This is a genomic window from Treponema peruense (genome assembly GCF_016117655.1).
GTDB classification, from domain to species: domain Bacteria; phylum Spirochaetota; class Spirochaetia; order Treponematales; family Treponemataceae; genus Treponema_D; species Treponema_D peruense.
In genome coordinates, this window is sequence record NZ_CP064936.1 from 1,839,365 (window position 1) to 1,857,080 (window position 17,716).

Genomic DNA, 17,716 nt, shown 5'->3' on the forward strand with positions numbered 1-17,716 from the left:
ACAAAAAAAATTATAAATCAAATCAACAAAAAAAACAAATTAAGTTTTTGCATACTTAAGAAGAACGCAGCTTATAAAAATAAACATAATGACAGGAAACCATGAACCAAAAATTGGCGGAACAGCCTGAAACTTTGCCATAAGCATGGTAACCATTTGCGTTACATAAAAAAGAACAACAGCAGTAATACTAAGGGCAAGACTAATCAGAAGAACATTTTTTCTGGTTTTTCCGCTGAGCCCGACTGCAAGGAAAACAACAATAAAAACAACAAACGGAAAAGAATATTTTTTGTAATATTCTGACTTTGCCTCTGCACTCGGAAGGCCTGCACGTTCCAAGTGTTCAATATAGGCACGTGCCTCGCGGGTATTTACTTCTTCTACAGAAACCGTATTGTTTCTGAAAGTTTCGGGCGGTTCCGTGAGCAAAAGAAGATGTTCGGCCCTGAGCGGAACAACAGACACTTCTTCGCCCGAAAGTGCATATTCAACAGCACCGTTCAGCTTCCATTTATTATTCAACCATTCTGCATTGTCTGCATAAATTACAGACTCAAAAGTTTTGTCTTCTGTCCTGAACAAAATGTAAACCGAATACAGTTTCTGCAGTTTGTTGTCAAAATAATCAGCCTTATAAACAACACGCCCTTCACAGGCCATTATTACAATCTTGTCATTGTTCAAAGATTTTTCCTTGTGAAGAACCTGCTGCTGAATCTGCTGTTTTTTTGCATAAGTCGGAACAACAATATTGTCTTCAAAGAAAAAAAGTCCGAAGCTCATAAAAACTGCAACCAGAAGAAGAGGTGCAGTAAATTTAAACAAAGAAATTCCTGAAGCAAAAATTGCAAGTAGTTCATTCTTTGCATAAAAATCACTCAGCATATAAGCCGTGGCAAAAAGCATTGCAATAGGAACAGAAAACCATATTGTTTTTGGAATATACAAAAGCATTATTTCTGCAACCTGCTGCGACGTAACATTTTTGGAAATATAATTCCAAAGATTCATAAACAAATCTGTAAGAGAAAGAATAAGAATAAAAAATAAAAGAGCACCAAGAAAAATTCCGAAAAATCTCTTGAGCATGTATCCGACAATTTTCATTTTTTCCGGAGCCTCAGGTAAAGAAGAATTCCAATCAATCCGATAAAAAAGTTTGGTCCCCACATCATCCAGAATCCGTTCCATCCGCTTCTAAGCCCGAACATCTGTCCAAGAATAGTTGCAGCCCAGTACAAAACAGAAATTATAATTCCAAAAATAAGTCCGAGTGTCTGCCCGTCTTTTCTTCCAAAAACAAGGGCCAGTGGAAAAGCCAGCAGTGCAAAGAAAATTGATCCAAACGGAATTGAAAATTTTTTATTGTATTCAAGATTATATGAGTTAAGCTGTTTCTTTGTTGAATTGTTGAGCTTCTTCATATTTTTAATTTTTTTGTAAAGGTCCCATGATGTCATCTCGCGCGGGGAAGTTCCACCACTGGAAGAAATAATTGAATCTTCAAAAACATTCAGTGTCATTCCGTCAGAAGTAAGAATGTCAAAATTTTTTCTGTTTTTTTTGTCCAGCATAAGAACAAAAGCATCGTCCATATTCAACTGCATAAGGACACCTGGACTAACTGCTTTTTTTACATCAGTGTTTTTAGAAACAATTAATCTCTGTTTACCTCCGTCAGCCGCATCAAACAAAACAAGATCACTCACATTGTATTTGGAAACATCACCAATAACCAGAGTAGCATCATTCATGCGCTTAACAGACTGCGACTCAAGTTCCACGGCAGGATTGGAAACAATAATCTGCTTGAACATACGGTTGTAGTTAAGCGTTCCCAGCGGAAGAAAATAGTCATTCATTACAAAGCTGAAAACAGAAATAAGCATTCCCATTATTATTACAGGCTTTAGGATAACAGAATATCTCTGCCCGCTTGCCCTAAGGATAATAACTTCATTGTCAGAAACAAGCCGTCCAAGACACATAAGAAATCCCACAAGCGTTGCAAAAGGAGCAGACTGAGCAATTATAGCCGGAAGACAATATCCTATCAGTTTGATTACAGAAAGAACAGGAACCCTTTTTTTAAGAATTGTTTCTGCCAGCAAAAGAATCTGGTTGACAAAAAACACAACAAAGAAAAAAGCAAAGCATACAAGAAAATACAAAAACAATTCTTTTGCAATATATTTTACAAGAACATTGCTTTTGATATCCTTAAGTCGTGCCAGCCTCAATCCGAAAAATTTTCTGAGTTTAAGATTATGAAAACGTCCCGAAAGAACAAATCCCAAAAGATAAAATACCCTTACCGGACCGAATTTTTTCAGAACAGAAAAAATCTTTGAGAAATAAAATGAAATCTTTTTGTGCGAATCAAAAAAAACCAATCAAAAACCCCGCACTTTAGGACTCTGCAACACCCGTGCTTCCGAAGCCGCCTGCTCCCCGCTCTGTTTCAGAAAGTTCAGATGCTTCAGTAAAAATTCCGAGTGTAACGGGAGCCACAACAATCTGTGCAATTCTGTCACCGCTATTTATTACAAAATCAGCATCGCCGTGATTCACCAGAAGAATTTTAAGTTCACCGCGGTAGTCACTGTCAATTGTTCCGGGTGTATTCAAAACCGTAACCCCGTTTTTAAACGCAAGCCCGCTCCTTGGCCTTACCTGAATTTCATAACCTTCAGGAATTTCAAAACTGAGTCCTGTAGGAACAAGAACTCTTTTTCCGGCCGCAAGTGTAACTGATTCTTCCAGAAAAGCACACACATCGGCACCGGCCGCACCGGCAGTCTTATACTCCGGAACAATTGCACCTTTTCTTACAGTGCATGAAATATTTATTTTTTCCTGCATAGAATATTCCTCTTTGATTTCATAGATAAACTTTTTCCGTAAACAACAAAAGCCATTTTATTAAAATCAAACAGCTTTTCTATAAATTCAATTATATCATTCTTTGTAACAGAACGTATACACTCTAGAATCCGAGACGTGTCATTAAGATTAAATCCCATGGAATAATTGCGCTGCATACGCTTCATCCTGAATTCCATATCCTCTGAACCCAGTATCTCTTCCCCGCACAAATGCATTTTTGCAGCCTCAAGTTCTGCGTCCGAAACACCGGAGCGGGAAATCTTTTCTATCTCATCAATAAAAAGTGAAGCAACAGAAACTGCCTTGTCATTATCGCAGCTTGCATAAGCACACCAGGCAGCAACATCTGCATAAAATGTAAAAAAACTGTACACCGTGTAACACAGCCCGCTCCTCTCGCGCATTGAATCAAACAGCCGGCTGCTCATACTGTCACCGGCAATCGCATTAAAAACAGCGGCCGTATAATAGTCTTTTTCGCTGACAGGCATCGCAAGCGGGAAAAGTTCAAACACCTGTGTCTGGTTAAAACCGGCCTTTATAAAATTAAAACCGTTTTTCCAGACAGGAAGTTTTCCAAAGCCTTGTTCAGTAAACTCAATGGGCACGTCACTTTTTAAAGAAAGGGTTTCCAATTTTTCTGCAATAAAATCTGAATCAACCATTCCGGCGGCAAAAACACAAAGATTACCGTTAACAAAATATTTGTCATACCAGTCCAATAGCTGTTCACGTGTAATTGAATCCACATCTTCACTGCTTCCCGTAATACTGGTACTCAAAGACTGACCGGGCCAAACACATTCAGAAACCCTGTCCATTGCCGACTCTTCGGGATCATCTTCAACAGAAGCAATTTCACTTTTGACAACCGCGCGTTCCCGTTCTATCTCATCTTCAGGAAAAACTGAATTATTGCACATATCGCACAGAACATTCAGGGCTGTTCCGACAGATTCTGTTCCTCCGGGAATTGTACAGTAAACGCAGACATTCTCGCGCTCCGTAAAGGCATTTACGTAACCGCCAATTCTGTCAAAAGCACAAGCTATGTCCCTGGCAGACCTTGTTCGCGTTCCTTTGAATAAAAGATGTTCGGTAAAATGAGTTATGCCGTGTTCACCATCGCGTTCAAGACGGCTTCCTACAGAAAACCAAAAACCGATTGCAACTGTTTTAGAAGTCACAACCGGTTCCGTAAAGAGCATAACCCTGTTCCGCAGTTTTATTGCGTTGACAGGCATTTATTGTCCTTAAAATCAGCCGTTTTTCCTGGCCTGATCTTCAATGGCATCAATATAAGAAAGATTAAGTCTTCCCATCTTGTCTACTTCAAGAAGTTTTACAGGAATTACCTGTCCTTCCTTAAGAACATCGGTAACCTTTTCTACGCGGCTTCTTGAAAGCTTTGAAATATGGCAAAGACCTTCTTTTCCAGGAAGAATTTCAACGAAAGCACCAAAGTCCATAATGCGCTTTACTGTTCCGTTGTAAATTGTACCCGGCTCCGGATCTTCGCAGATTCCCTTAACGGCTGCCTTTGCTGCATCCGTAGAAATAGCTGTCTTTCCGTAGATTGTAACTGTTCCGTCATCGTCAGTGTTGATTGTAACACCATACTGCTGGCACAAAGACTTTACGTTCTTTCCGCCCGGTCCGATAAGGGCACCAATCTTGTCTACAGGGATCTTAAGACTGTCAATTTTCGGGGCATACTGGCTTATTGGCTGCGGTTTGTTAATGCACTTTTCCATTATGTCAAGAATATGATTGCGTCCGCGTTTGGCCTGATCAAGAGCCTTGCGCATAATGTCCATAGAAACACCGGCAATCTTGATATCCATCTGGAAGCCTGTAATACCGTCTCTTGTACCGGCTACCTTAAAGTCCATGTCTCCAAGATGATCTTCTTCACCAAGAATATCAGAAAGAATTGCATACTTTTTGTACTGCGGTCCGTCTGTAATAAGACCCATAGCAATACCTGCAACCATCTTTTTCATAGGAACACCGGCAGCAAGAAGTGAAAGACATCCGCCACAGGTAGAAGCCTGTGATGAAGAACCGTTTGATTCCATAATTTCAGAAACAACACGGATTGTATACGGGAATTCGTCCCTTGAAGGAATCATCGGTGCAAGTGAACGGCGTGCAAGGTTTCCGTGTCCAATTTCGCGGCGTCCTGTAGAAAGTTTACCTACTTCACCTACAGAATACGGCGGGAAGTTATAGTGAAGAATAAAATTCTCGCTGCGATCACCTTCAATATCGTCATAAACCTGCTCGTCCATTGCAGTTCCAAGAGTAGTAACAGCAAGAGACTGTGTTTCGCCGCGTGTAAAGAGTGCACTTCCGTGTGGACGTGGAAGAACATTTACTTCGCATGTAATCGGGCGGATATCTTCTGTTCCGCGACCGTCAATTCTGAGTCCCTTGTCAAGAATGCTTGAACGCAGAATTTTGTACTGGATGTCATCAAAAAGAGCATCATAAAGGCGTGCCTGAACATCATCTTCAAGCTGCTCCTTATAGTGCTCGGCAACCTGCTTCTTTACAGCCTTGACTGCATTTCCGCGGGCCATTTTTCCCTTCTGGAAGCAGGCTTCCTTCATAAGAGGAACAGCTTCTGCTTCAATAGCTTCTGCATTTTCAAGTTTAACATCAAGAGGAGCAAGAGGAAGCTTGTCTTTTCCTGCAAGCTTCTGGAGTTCTTCCTGAAGAATACACATCTCCCTGATAAAGTCCTGTGCTTTTTCAAGAGCGCCAAGCATAACATCTTCACCGGCTTCATTTGCACCGCCTTCAACCATTGTAAATCCGTCTTTTGTTCCGGCAACAACAATTTCGAGCTGGGACTTTTCAATCTGCTCATATGTAGGGTTAAGAACATATTCACCGTTAAGGTAGCAGACGCGAACACCTGCAACAGGACCATGGAACGGAATATCACTGATTGTAACAGCAGCAGAAGCAGCAATTACTGCAAGAATATCAGGAGGGTTTTTTCCGTCAACAGAAACACATGTCGGAACAATCTGAATTTCGCGTCCGAATGTAGGTTCAAAAAGAGGTCTCATAGGTCTGTCAATAAGGCGGCTTACAAGAATTTCCTTATCCTTTGGACGACCTTCACGCTTTACAAATCCGCCGGGAATTTTTCCTGCGGCATAAAATTTCTCATTATAATCGACAGTAACGGGAACAAAATCCATACCTTCCGTTACGTTGCTTGAAGCGCAAACCGTAGCTATGACGGCAGTGCCTCCGAACTGTGCATAAACGCAGCCGTTAGCCTGCTTTCCAATTTTACCTGTCTCAAGGATCAGGTCTGTGTCACCGATTTTTTTCGTTACTCTTTGAATCATCTTTTCCTTCTATAATATATAAATTCTTTTACTTCCAACGGGAAAAAAGTATCCCTGGGCGAACCGTTTGAACAGCCGGAACACCTCATACAACACAAACGGCAGTCTGACTCAAAAAATATGACCCAGGCTGCCGTCTGACACAACTCTTACTTGCGAATACCAAGTTCCTTAATAAGAGAGCGGTATGTCTCAAGATCCTTGCGCTGAAGATACTTAAGCATCTTGCGGCGTGATCCTACTACCTTAAGAAGACCGCGTGAAGCACAAGCGTCCTTGGGAAACTGCTTGCAGTGTGCGGTAAGTTCCTTAATGCGCTCTGTAAGAAGTGCAATCTGAACTTTTGCATTGCCGGTGTCTGTTGCTCCGGCTCCAAACTTCGTTACGATAGATGAAGTTGTTTCTTTTGTAAGTGCCATTACTTACTCCTTGTGTTTTCCAGCCTTCAATATTTACCTGGGACCAACTGACATTTTAGATTCCAAGCAAAATTAATTATACGGCGGGAATAAAATTTACAGTCCGTACACGCTCCGATGTACCAGCCGCAGGAAGAAGCAAAGAAATGCGTCCCCCGCTTACTGAACAAACGGTATGCAGTGTATTCAGCCCGGAAGGATCTTTTTCAGAACTTCCGTCGGACAAAACTGCAACAACATTATAGTCTCCGTCAGAAGGCAGAACCTGTTCCGAAGAAGACTCCGTTTCAAACCACGAAAAATCACTCGAAGACTTTTTTTTGGAAATCTTCCAGTCAAATCCCGAACAATCGTATGAAAACGGTCTTAAAAGCATTTTCTGAACATCTGCAAAACAGGCCTTTTTAACAGAATCACGTATTCTTGAAGAACTTACACGTTCACCGTTAAAATCCACATTGTCAACACAAACCAGCTCAAAACCTGACTCAACAGACATTTTGCGAAGGCTTTCCATATCAAGTGAACCTTTGTAACCGCACCTGAAGTCCTTTCCTTCTACCAGTCTTTTCATGTTAAGCAACGACAGAAGTTTTCTGACAAAAACGCTCCCTTCCATTCTACTGAATTCATCAGAAAAGTCAATTACCACAACAAAGTCAACGCCTTTCTGAGCGCAGTAATCTATTCTCTGCCTTAAAGTAGAAACATCACCCTGGTAGTCTGAATCAAAACTACGGAATGACTTTCTGAACATCAGAATACCCGAAACAAGACCGCTGCCTGCCAGTACACCGTCTACAAGTTTTGCATGACCGCTGTGAAAACCGTCAAAACTTCCTACAGAAACAGAAGTTCCCTTTGCAAGCCATTCAACAGGAAAAGCCCTGCCTGAAACTTCGTCCCATGAAAAAACAGAAATTTTCTTTTCTTTTTCAGGCGGAACAACGAATCCGTACGAAAGTCTGTAATCTTCATTTATTTTTATAATTCCTGCAAAAGAACGGTCAGGATAAAATACAGAAATCTCGTCGGGATTATAGAAGATATAGTCTTTTTCGGGTCCCTGGTCTTTTGTAAACATGCGTGACGAAAGAGGACGCCCGTTAAGATAGGAACGCAAAAATTCTTCTTTAAGCGTATCGCATCTGAATCCGCAGAGAGAAGCAAGTTCCGGGGTAAACATTCTAAAATGACTGCGTATGTCGTCTACAACTTCCTGCGGATCGGTAACACGGTTCTTTTTTTTGTCTGCCGCAATTTTTTCCGAAAGCCTGTCACGCTCTTTTTGAAAGCGCATATCGTTTTTTATTCCAGAGTCTATTGTAAATTCCCCGAGCATAGAAACACATGCAGCATCTTCAAGTTTGAACGGACCAACAGAAGTTCTTCTTAAAGCACTCAAATGCGCGCAGGTTCCGCACGCCTGTGCAATATCCCTTGCCAAAGCCCTGATATACGTTCCCTTTGAACAGACAATTTCAAGAAGAGCATAGGAACACGGGTCACTGTCACTTGCAGCACGGTAATCGAGCATTGTGTTTGAATAGACAAAAACCTGACGGCTTTCCATAGTGACGGCTTTTCCGGTTCTGGCCATATCGCTGGCACGTTTTCCGCCAACATGAACTGCAGAATAAACAGGCGGTGTCTGAAGAAGGGCTCCTGTAAACGACGGAAGCACAGTCTCAATTTCTTCTTTTGAAGGAGCACGGCCTGTTGCAGTAACAGCTCCGCCCGGGTCAAGTGTATCGGTACCGCGTCCAAAACAGACAACAGCCCTGTAAGTTTTAGTAAACCCGGTTATATGCGGAACAAGATGCGTAAGACTTCCACTCAGTACAACCAGAAGACCTTCGGCAAACGAATCGAGTGTACCTGTATGCCCTACCTTATCTGTACCGAGTGCATGTTTGATACTCCAGAGAGAAGAAAAACTTGTAATTCCCGGAGTCTTTGCATAAAGCATAACCCCGGAAGGAGAATATTTTTTATTCATCAGATTTTCTTTCTGACTCAAGCGCATTCAGTTTCTGTACCATCTTATAACCTTCCTTCATACTGAAGTCGGCAATAAACGTAAACTTCGGAAACTTATATATAGAAAGTTTTTTTGCAATGCAAGACTGAATAAAACCAGCCGCACTCTGAAGACCTTCTACACCGCGCTCTACGGCTTTGTCATCCATAAATGATGAAACATAAACTTTTGCATAGGCAAGATCGCCTGCTACTTCAACACGGTTGATTGTAAGAAACTCGTTTACACGCGGATCTTTAACTTCGTGCCGCAAAAGCATTGTGGCAATTTCCTGCTTTATCTGTTCACCAAGGCGTATAAGCCTGTATTGTCCCATAAACTATTGTTTTCCTTTAAAATGGCTGCGGTGCCGCCTGTCTTTACAAACAGCACCGTAACCTGTAATTAAAAACCAGTTGCGCGGAATGAACAACCGCTATTCTGCGTCGGTCGAAACAGCTTCTTCGGAACCAGAAGCACGAAGGGCCTCTTTTCTTTCCATTTCGGCTTTTTCGTCAACAAGCGTCTGTCCAAGTTTTCTGGCAACCTCAACAAATTCGAATGCTTCAATCTGGTCTCCAACCTGGATATCCTGCCAGTTTTCAATTCCAAGACCACATTCAAATCCTTCACGAACTTCTTTTGCGTCTTCCTTGAACCTCTTGAGAGAAGCAACCTTTCCAGTATATTTAACAACACCGTCGCGAATGATATTGACATTGCTTGAGCGCTTGATAATACCATCGGTAACATAACATCCGGCAATTGTTCCGACTTTAGGAACCTTGAATGTATTGCGGACTTCGGCTGTACCGGTAACTTCTTCCTTTGTATCGGGCTTAAGCATACCTTCCATAGCCTGGGTAATTTCTTCAACACACTTGTAGATAATATTGTACTTGCGTATCTCGATTTTTTCCTGGTCTGCAAGAAGCTTTGCCTTCGGAGTCGGGCGTACGTTGAATCCGATAATAATTGCATTGTCATCAGCAGCAGCAAGCATAACGTCGCTTTCGTTGATTGCACCTGCACTTGAATGAATTACAACAAGTCTTATATCGCGGGTAGAAAGCTTTTCAAGTGAAGTCTTGAGAGCTTCGGCACTACCCTGAAGATCGGCCTTGATAACAACCTTGAATTCCTTGATTTCTTTCTGTTCAATTGTGGAATAAAGATTGTCGAGAGTAACCTTCTTGACGGCTTTTGCTTCTTCAAGTCTTCTGAGTTCTTGTCTTTTTGCAGCAAATGCGCGGGCATTCTTTTCTGTTTCAGTAACCTGGAACGGATCACCGGCATTCGGCATGCTTTCAATACCAAGAATTTCAACAGGCATTGAAGGAGTTGCTTCATGGATTTTCTGACCGCGATCGTTGAAAATAGCCCTTACGCGGCCTGAATAAATTCCTGCAACAAAAGGATCACCGGTATGGAGAGTTCCCCTCTGAATAATAACAGAAGTAACAACACCGCGTCCCTGATCTATGCGGCTTTCAATAACCTTACCTTCTGCACGGCAGTCATACTGTGCCTTGAGTTCCAGCATTTCTGCCTGAACAAGAATTGCATCAAGAAGATCATCAATTCCTTCTCTCTTGAGGGCCGAAATATTTACGTACTGTGTATCGCCGCCCCATGCTTCTGGAGTAAGTCCACGCTCAGAAAGCTGTGTCATAACGCGGTCAGGATTTGCTTCAGGCTTGTCGATTTTGTTTACTGCAACAATGATCGGAACTTTTGCGTCCTTTGCGTGGTTTATGGCTTCGAGAGTCTGGGGCATAACACCGTCATCTGCAGCAACAACAAGAACTACAATATCAGTAATCTGTGCACCGCGGGCGCGCATCATTGTAAACGCTTCGTGACCCGGTGTATCAAGGAATGTAATGACACCCTTTGGTGTTGCAACCTGATAAGCACCGATTTTCTGTGTAATACCTCCAGCCTCACCGTCAACGACATTTGTATTGCGTATGGCATCAAGTGTCTTTGTCTTACCGTGGTCTACATGACCCATTACAGTAACAATCGGAGGACGAAGGCGGATGCTTTCTTCACTGCCCTGATCGCTTTCAATAACCGTTTCGTCATAAAGGCTTACAAGATGAACCTGACAGTTATATTCAGAAGCAAGAATTGTCGCAGTATCGCTGTCAATATACTGGTTAATTGTAACCATCATTCCCATTGACATAAGTTTTGCGATAATTTCACTTGCCTTGAGATTCATCTTCTTTGCAAGATCAGAAACAGAAATTGTTTCCATTATATCTATCTTTGAAGGAACTACGCTGGCAGGAGTTGCCTCACGCTTTTTGTTCTGGTAAAGCTCATTCTCATCAAAGACATCTTCTTTGTTCTTTCTGTTATAAACCTGCTTTTTGCCCTTGAACTGCTTCTTTGCAGGAACCTTGTTTCCGGCAATTGCAGAAGGGTCGCTGAACGGTCTTCCGGCACCGCCACCAAAACCCGGTCTGGGAGCGCCCTGTCCCGGTCTTCCAGCACCACCGCCGAAACCAGGCCTTCCGCCGCCAAAACCACCCTGGCGCGGTCCGTTATTAAAGCCACCTGTTCTCTGGCCGCCGTTATTGTAGCCGCCCTGGCGCGATCCGTTATTAAAGCCGCCTGTTCTCTGGCCGCCGTTATTGTAGCCGCCCTGGCGCGATCCGTTATTAAAGCCGCCTGTTCTCTGGCCGCCGTTATTGTAACCGCCGGTACGCTCACGGCTCTGGTATCCTTCACGGGCCTGTGTGCCTGTAAATCCACCACCATCGCGACGGTTGTAGCCGCCGTTGCCGTAACGTCCCCTTGGTCCGCCACTGAGGTTTCCTGCCTTGACATTAGGTCTGGCACTGTGAAGCTCAAACGTCTGTACCTGGGACTTCTGTGCAGGCTTTGATTCTGCAGAAGTGGTCTGGGGCTGTGCGGGTTTTTCACTTTCTGCACTTGCAGGACGTGAAGCAGGCTTTGATTCCGGAACTACAGCACTCTTAGTATCTTCCGGTTTAGCGGATGATTCAGGAGCCTTCTTTGCTACTACAACCCTGTGAGGTTCCTTTTTAGGTTCCTTGGGTGAAGTTGAAGCTGTGCCGGCAGCACCTGTGGTTTTGCGCTTGATGACAACCACTTTCTTTTTTGGCTGAGACTCTGTTGTCTTCTCTTTTTTGTTCAAAACAAATTCGGGCTTTTTTTCTGATTCATCCGCCATATATTCTATTTCCTTACTCCTCTTCAAATACTAACTCAACACCGCATTTTGGACAATGAGACATATCAAGAGATATTTTTGCACCGCATTCAGGGCAGAAGTACTCTTCTTCTTCGTCATCAGAAACTTCCTGCGGCTGTGCATCTTCAGCGGCAGCATCTGCGGCATCTTCTTCCTCAAATTCTACAGTATCGTTTATAACCTTACTTACAGCATCAATATCTTCCTGTGTAAGTCCTTCTACCTTAAGTGCACTTCCGTCCTTTGCTGCAGCAACAAAACGCTCAATGTCATCAAGTTCTGCATTCTTGAGAAGTTCAACAACTCTCGGTTCAATGCCAGAAAGCTGTGCGACAGAAGTTATTTCTTCGTAATTTTCAGAATCCCCGTTGAACAGATTTTCTGCGGCCTTGCGTGCATCTGTTTCGGAAACATCCATTTCGGCAGCCTGTTCTTCTGTCTTGACATCAATATTCCAGTCGCAGAGTCTGTTTGCAAGACGAACGTTCTGTCCCTGCTTACCGATTGCAATTGAAAATTCAGATTCAGAAACAACGGCAAGAGCAAGCTTTTTGTCTTCATCAAGAACAATAACTTTCTTGACTTCGGCAGGTGAAAGTGCATTTTTGATGAACACATGCGGATCTTCGTCATATCTGAGAACATCAATTTTTTCACCTGAAAGTTCACGAATAACATTCTGTATACGTGTTCCCTTAAGACCAACACATGCGCCAACCGGATCAACATCACTCTTGTCACTTACAACAGCAATCTTTGTTCTGTAACCGGCTTCGCGTACAACTTTCTTTATGGTAACAATCTTATCTGCAATTTCTGGAACATCAACGGAAAGAATGTTTTCTACAAGTTTAGGATCGCTGCGACTCAAAACAAGCTGAATACCAGAAGAAGTTTTCTTTATATCTACAATAAGTGCCTTTATTCTGTCATTCTTTTCGTAAGTTTCGCGCGGACTCTGGTATTTTACAGGAAGCACGCCTTCGACCTTTCCGAGATCTACATAAATGCTTCCCTTATGCTCACGCTGGTAGTATCCAATTATAACCTCACCGATCTTTGACTTGTATTCGTTGTAAAGATTATCCTTGAAACTTTCGCCCAGAGCCTGGTGTGCAGCCTGTTTTCCTGTAGTAACTGCAGAACGCTCAAAGTCATGCGGATCAATGCGGATGTCTATTTCGTCACCGAGTTCGCTGTCAGAAGAAAGTTTAAGCGCATCCTCAAGTTCTATTTCCATAACAGGATCATAAACTCCGTCAACAATAGTCTTACGGGAATAAACGTCAACATCAGAATTGTCATCGGCAAATTTAACTATACAGTTGTCCGATGTTCCGAAAGTTCTCTTGTAAGCCGCCTTAATTGTGTTTTCAATTGTCTGCCTGATTGAATCCTCGCTGATACCCTTTTCTGCGGAAAGCGCACGGATTGCATCTGCCATTTCTGACATATCAAGCCCCCTTATAAATGTATAAATTTTGCCTTGGCAATATCATTATAGGCTACGGATTTTTCACCGCCAGCCTCTAGTTCCAGTGTAACCTGTTCTGTATCAGAAGATTTTATTATGCCGCGAACCCAGTCACCGACAGTTTTGTCCCATACACGTACTTCACGGCCGGTAAAGACAGAAAATTCTGCGGCATTTTTGAAATTGCGTTCCATTCCGGGAGAACACACTTCCATGGAAACATCGTCCTCGGACTTGTGAAGCAATGCAATTAACTTTGGCTGAAGAGCGCGGTGTGCCTTTGCACAGTCAGAAACACCAATGTCCTTTGAGGGATCCTTTGACGCGATAACTGCAGATACACGAACAGCTCCGTGCTGTGGAACAACCTGCAGTTCCACAAGTTTAAAACCCTCCGCCTCTACTACAGCGGAACAGTCCTTGAAATAGGGATTTTTTTCCGGAGAAATATATTCCAAATCAAACCTCTTAAAAAGACTAAAAAAAAGGAGCCCTTTTTTCGGCTCCATCTTAAAGAATATTAAAATGTACAATTACATTACCATATAAGAAAAAATATGTCAATAACCAAAGTACTTTTCCAGAGTTTCCTGCATATGGAAAGGAAGCGGAATTTCTATTTTTTCAGGAACTCCCGGTACTTTTAGATTAAGGCAGACAGCCGCAAGCTGAAGTTTTTTTATTCCGGCTTTGCGAAGAAGTTTGTTTGTTTTAAAGTCACCGTGCTGGTCATCTGCCGCAATGGGGGAACGGGCTCCCGCAAGTTGTATTCTGAGCTGGTGCATACGGCCTGTCCCAAGTTCAAGTTTCAAAAGAAAAAGCGGAATCTCCTTAAGGCCGCCTTCTGTTTCTACGGCAACAGATGTGCGCTTTTCTACGGTAAAATATGTCAGGGCAGACTGAACTTTTCCGTGTGCGGTAACTGAAGTTTCTATTTTGCCCTTCCCTGTTCCTCCGGAATCAGGTTCTCCTGTGCAAACGGCCATGTACTGTTTTTTTACAAGGCCGCCGCCGATAAGAGACGTCCATTTTGCGGCTGACTGCGTGTTTTTTGCAACTACAAGAATCCCCGACGTATCTTTGTCCAGCCTGTGAACAAGATGAACTCTGTAACCTACCTGTGCCGACAGTTCATCATCAAGGGAGCGGCCCACGCCCTTACCGCCCTGGACAGCAAGTCCGAACGGCTTGTTTACGACAAGAATCTCTTCGTTTTCAAATAATACTGAAATGCGTTCCATCTGCCGAATATATTAAATGAGGTTCAATAAAATGACAATACAAACGGGCAAACTTTACAGATTTATTCTCTGTGCATTATGCGCATTTTTTGCTATAGCACATTCATCCTTTGCAGAACGAACCGGATTCAGCATTTACGGCGATGAAGTTACAATGGATCTTCCAGAAGGAACAAATGTTACCGAAAGCAACGCAGAAGGCACATACTTTTTGCTTGCATCGGATGCCGCCCCTGTTAAAGCCCTTGTCCGCATTTACGGTGCAAAAAGATATGACAGTGCCCTTGAAGCCCTGAACGGTTCGCTCGAAAAAATAGCAGAAGGCTTTTCATGCGGTGCAATTCCGTGGAACAAAAGAGACAGAGCCTGCGGTATAATAGAAGAAAAAGTACTTGGAACACCGGCTGCAGGTTATGCCGTATGTGTGCGCATTCCAAAAGATGACACTCTTTTTTTGTGCGCGGCGTGGACTACTCAAAAAGACAACGTTCAGGCACTGAGCCTTGCCGCAAGCATCGCAGATTCCCTTTACCCCGACAGAAGCAGTTTCTTTGAATGTGGCCCGCTTACTTCATTTATTTTCCCGGGAGAAGAAAAACTTCCTGTAGAACTTCAGATTGACGGCAAAACAATAAAAACTTCACTGGACAAATCGGACGAAGAAGCAGCGCAGTATCTTGTTGACAGGGAATATTCCGTGTCGCTCCTGTACCAGAAAAGCCCTCTCTGGAAAGAAGTATGGCAGCGCTATTACAGAATGATTTTCCGCGACTCTGCAGGAAGACTTTCGCAAACAGCCGAAAATGTTTATGAAAAAATTGCCCCGGAATGCAGCGACATGACTTCTTATGCACAAAAACTTCTGTTCTGGACACAAAACCTGGACTACGGCAGAAACTTAAAATCCAGTGACTTTACACCACTGCCGTCTGTTCTTTTGGGAAGGGGAAGTGACTGCGACAGCCGTTCTATGCTTATTGATGTAATGCTCCAGTGCGCGGGGGAAGATGCCGTAATGTTTGTAAGTGCAGAATATGCCCACGCCGTTGCAGGTTTTGTCTCTAACCATCCGGGATTTTCGTTTGAAGCCGGCGGAAAAGCTTATCTTACCGGTGAAACTACTAAAAAAGGTGCCACCTGGGGTACAATAGCAAAGGAGCAGGCGGACTCATCCAAATGGATTCCGGTTCTGCTCCCTTAAGAATTGCTTTGTTTATATGAATTTTTATTTTATAAGAAGATTGTACGCGTCCATGGAATTTTCTGCATTCAGAAGGGAATTTCTTAAGTCAGCATCCTTAAGCTTTGAGCTGAAAAACGAAAGCGTCTGAAGATAATAGCTGTGCTGGTTGTATGCAGCGGCAATCATAAACAGAAGCCTTACCGGAATATCGTCAATCGGCTGGAAATCAATTATATCGCATTTTGAGATTCCCACAGAAACAACAAGGTCAGTAACACTCGAAAGTCTTACATGAGGAATTGCAAGTCCCCTTCCTATAGAAGTAGACATAAGTTCTTCGCGCTTTATAATCTCTGTTTCAAGCTCGCGTGCATCTTTAATCTGCGGAGCTGTAGCCAGATTTGCGGCAAGTCTTACAAGTGCATCTCTTTTTGTCTGGTGATTCATAAAAACAATACGCTCGGGAGACAGAATGCTTTTTACCTGCACCGAAATATCGGTTGCAGCAGGGCGCGAAGATGAAGAAAGACGCTCGTTCACCCATTTTTCTATTTCTGCTTTTTTGAAACGCCATACAGTTCCGATTTTTCCGCTTGGAATTTCACCTTTCTGTGCCCAGTCATAAACAGTGCGTTCACTGACGCGAAGATATTTTGCAACTTCCTCTATAGTAAGAATATCGTCTTCCACAATAACCCCTTATTTCTTTGCAGTATTTTGCATTCTTTACGGTTTTTTGTCAAGTCTTGCATCAGGGCTTACATCAGGTCTGCCGCTAAAACCACTATTGTCTTCCTATATCTTGCCTATTTTATTGCGTTTATATAAGATAGAAACATGAAAATCAATGAGAAAAAAAGTTCACCGGTTCCATTCATAGCGGCATTCTGCTTTATTTATATAATTTTATCTGCACGCCCTTTAAGCACGGAACTTCACTTAAAGCCGGAATGGACAGAATCCATCCAGAACGTAAAGCCTGTAATTGCAAAAGAAGAGCTTATTCCGTTCAGGCTTTCACAGAATATAGGCTATTTTACAAAAGATGGCCGCATTGTTTCATGCATTTCTTTTCCGTTCAAGGCAACCATTTCTGACTCAAGGTTTGCATATTACGGCGCAGACAGCCAGTATACTGAATTCCGCACTCCCGACGCAAAAATTGCAGGACGCATGGACACTCCGGGGTTTCCGTTTTTTGAAGAAGATAGAATGTATATGTTTTTCCCTGGCGGAACATCATTCGGCATGTACGCAGAAGACGGTTCACAGCTTTGGAAATATGAAAGCTATGCCCCGGTAACCGCATTTTCTTCAAGCACAGGCGGAACAGTAGCCGGTTTTGCAGATGGAACGCTTGTTTCTTTTGACAACAGTGGCAACCAGACCCAACGCTTTTCTCCCGGCGGAAGCACTTACGAAGTCATTCTGGGAGCAGGTATCTCGCAGGACGGTAGCAGAATTGCATGTGTGAGCGGTCAGGACAAACAGAGATTCGTTGTTGCCGAAAAAAACAGCGGGCACTCAAGGGTTATATTCCACGAATATATTGAAAATTCACAGAATTTCCAGGTTCTTGTAAAATTCAGTTCGGACTCGAAGACTGTCTGGTACGACGCAAAAGGTTTTCTTGGTATAGCAAATCTCGACACACTCAAAAGTTCCAGAATTCCCATTGACGGAAGAATTATCCAGATAGAAGAATCTGCGGTAGAAAACATTGTTTTTGTTCTGAGCAGAAACGCAGATACCTACACCGTTACAGCCATAGAGCCTTCTGACCACAAACTTTCATCCTTTTCGTTCACAGGTTCAAGCGCCTTTATACAGGTCCGCGGCAACATGCTTTTTGTAGGACGCGATGACAGAATTTCAAAAATTTCAGTTTCGAGGGAATAG

At 43.0% G+C, this 17,716-nt stretch carries 15 protein-coding genes; 2 read left to right on the top strand and 13 right to left on the bottom strand.

What is annotated here, in order from left to right:
• Positions 1–39: 39 nt before the first annotated feature.
• The 12 genes from IWA51_RS08500 to IWA51_RS08555 all read right to left on the bottom strand — a co-directional run bounded on the left by IWA51_RS08500 (position 40) and on the right by IWA51_RS08555 (position 14,634).
• Positions 40–1,110 (bottom strand): LptF/LptG family permease, encoded by a 1,071-nt coding sequence (locus IWA51_RS08500; protein WP_198442101.1) that lies wholly within the window; start codon positions 1,108–1,110, stop codon positions 40–42.
• Positions 1,107–2,396, bottom strand: coding sequence for an LptF/LptG family permease (locus IWA51_RS08505; RefSeq protein WP_198442102.1), 1,290 nt, complete (start codon positions 2,394–2,396; stop codon positions 1,107–1,109). The genes IWA51_RS08500 and IWA51_RS08505 overlap by 4 nt, the downstream gene beginning before the upstream one ends.
• 16 nt (positions 2,397–2,412) lie before the next feature.
• Positions 2,413–2,865 carry a dUTP diphosphatase gene (gene dut, locus IWA51_RS08510; protein WP_198442103.1) on the bottom strand — a complete coding sequence of 151 codons (453 nt, stop codon included), beginning with the start codon at positions 2,863–2,865 and terminating at the stop codon, positions 2,413–2,415.
• Complete coding sequence (locus IWA51_RS08515) at positions 2,850–4,076, bottom strand: M16 family metallopeptidase (protein WP_230402634.1); 1,227 nt, start codon at positions 4,074–4,076, stop codon at positions 2,850–2,852. The genes dut and IWA51_RS08515 overlap by 16 nt, the downstream gene beginning before the upstream one ends.
• Positions 4,077–4,148: 72 nt before the next feature.
• Positions 4,149–6,254 (bottom strand): polyribonucleotide nucleotidyltransferase, encoded by a 2,106-nt coding sequence (gene pnp / locus IWA51_RS08520; RefSeq protein ID WP_198442105.1) that lies wholly within the window; start codon positions 6,252–6,254, stop codon positions 4,149–4,151.
• A gap of 149 nt (positions 6,255–6,403) precedes the next feature.
• Positions 6,404–6,673: a 30S ribosomal protein S15 gene (gene rpsO, locus IWA51_RS08525; protein WP_177529022.1), complete on the bottom strand. Its 270-nt coding sequence runs from the start codon at positions 6,671–6,673 to the stop codon at positions 6,404–6,406.
• Between the two features lie 76 nt (positions 6,674–6,749).
• On the bottom strand, positions 6,750–8,672 hold the full coding sequence (gene truB / locus IWA51_RS08530; protein WP_198442106.1) for a tRNA pseudouridine(55) synthase TruB: 1,923 nt from the start codon (positions 8,670–8,672) through the stop codon (positions 6,750–6,752).
• Positions 8,665–9,030, bottom strand: coding sequence for a 30S ribosome-binding factor RbfA (gene rbfA, locus IWA51_RS08535; protein WP_177529024.1), 366 nt, complete (start codon positions 9,028–9,030; stop codon positions 8,665–8,667). Before rbfA ends, truB begins: the two co-directional genes overlap by 8 nt.
• Positions 9,031–9,129: 99 nt before the next feature.
• Complete coding sequence (infB, locus tag IWA51_RS08540; protein ID WP_198442107.1) at positions 9,130–11,898, bottom strand: translation initiation factor IF-2; 2,769 nt, start codon at positions 11,896–11,898, stop codon at positions 9,130–9,132.
• Between the two features lie 13 nt (positions 11,899–11,911).
• Complete coding sequence (gene nusA, locus IWA51_RS08545; RefSeq protein WP_198442108.1) at positions 11,912–13,372, bottom strand: transcription termination factor NusA; 1,461 nt, start codon at positions 13,370–13,372, stop codon at positions 11,912–11,914.
• Positions 13,373–13,383: 11 nt separating this feature from the next.
• Complete coding sequence (locus IWA51_RS08550) at positions 13,384–13,851, bottom strand: LSm family protein (protein ID WP_177527510.1); 468 nt, start codon at positions 13,849–13,851, stop codon at positions 13,384–13,386.
• A 102-nt stretch (positions 13,852–13,953) separates the two neighbouring features.
• Positions 13,954–14,634: an RluA family pseudouridine synthase gene (locus IWA51_RS08555; protein ID WP_198442109.1), complete on the bottom strand. Its 681-nt coding sequence runs from the start codon at positions 14,632–14,634 to the stop codon at positions 13,954–13,956.
• A gap of 31 nt (positions 14,635–14,665) precedes the next feature.
• Here IWA51_RS08555 and IWA51_RS08560 point away from each other — a divergent pair, with 31 nt between their 5' ends.
• Entirely contained in the window at positions 14,666–15,835 is a 1,170-nt protein-coding gene (locus tag IWA51_RS08560) for a hypothetical protein (RefSeq protein WP_198442110.1), read from the top strand.
• Positions 15,836–15,859: 24 nt separating this feature from the next.
• On the opposite strand, the gene IWA51_RS08565 is transcribed toward IWA51_RS08560, so the two are convergent.
• The gene (locus IWA51_RS08565) at positions 15,860–16,507 is read right to left on the bottom strand and encodes a PTS sugar transporter subunit IIA (protein WP_177527513.1); all 648 of its coding nucleotides are present in this window, start codon (positions 16,505–16,507) and stop codon (positions 15,860–15,862) included.
• Positions 16,508–16,654: 147 nt separating this feature from the next.
• On the opposite strand from IWA51_RS08565, the gene IWA51_RS08570 reads away from it, so the two are divergent.
• A complete protein-coding gene (locus IWA51_RS08570; protein ID WP_198442111.1) occupies positions 16,655–17,716 on the top strand; it encodes a PQQ-binding-like beta-propeller repeat protein in 1,062 nt (353 codons plus the stop codon).

What these genes read in the sequence shown, in the direction of transcription:
- IWA51_RS08500 (WP_198442101.1), bottom strand. Translation starts at nt 1,110, where the DNA reads ATGAAAATTGTCGGATACATGCTCAAGAGATTTTTCGGAATTTTTCTT.
- dut (WP_198442103.1), bottom strand. Translation starts at nt 2,865, where the DNA reads ATGCAGGAAAAAATAAATATTTCATGCACTGTAAGAAAAGGTGCAATT.
- pnp (WP_198442105.1), bottom strand. Translation starts at nt 6,254, where the DNA reads ATGATTCAAAGAGTAACGAAAAAAATCGGTGACACAGACCTGATCCTT.
- rpsO (WP_177529022.1), bottom strand. Translation starts at nt 6,673, where the DNA reads ATGGCACTTACAAAAGAAACAACTTCATCTATCGTAACGAAGTTTGGA.
- truB (WP_198442106.1), bottom strand. Translation starts at nt 8,672, where the DNA reads ATGAATAAAAAATATTCTCCTTCCGGGGTTATGCTTTATGCAAAGACT.
- rbfA (WP_177529024.1), bottom strand. Translation starts at nt 9,030, where the DNA reads ATGGGACAATACAGGCTTATACGCCTTGGTGAACAGATAAAGCAGGAA.
- infB (WP_198442107.1), bottom strand. Translation starts at nt 11,898, where the DNA reads ATGGCGGATGAATCAGAAAAAAAGCCCGAATTTGTTTTGAACAAAAAA.
- nusA (WP_198442108.1), bottom strand. Translation starts at nt 13,372, where the DNA reads ATGTCAGAAATGGCAGATGCAATCCGTGCGCTTTCCGCAGAAAAGGGT.
- IWA51_RS08555 (WP_198442109.1), bottom strand. Translation starts at nt 14,634, where the DNA reads ATGGAACGCATTTCAGTATTATTTGAAAACGAAGAGATTCTTGTCGTA.
- IWA51_RS08560 (WP_198442110.1), top strand. Translation starts at nt 14,666, where the DNA reads ATGACAATACAAACGGGCAAACTTTACAGATTTATTCTCTGTGCATTA.
- IWA51_RS08570 (WP_198442111.1), top strand. Translation starts at nt 16,655, where the DNA reads ATGAAAATCAATGAGAAAAAAAGTTCACCGGTTCCATTCATAGCGGCA.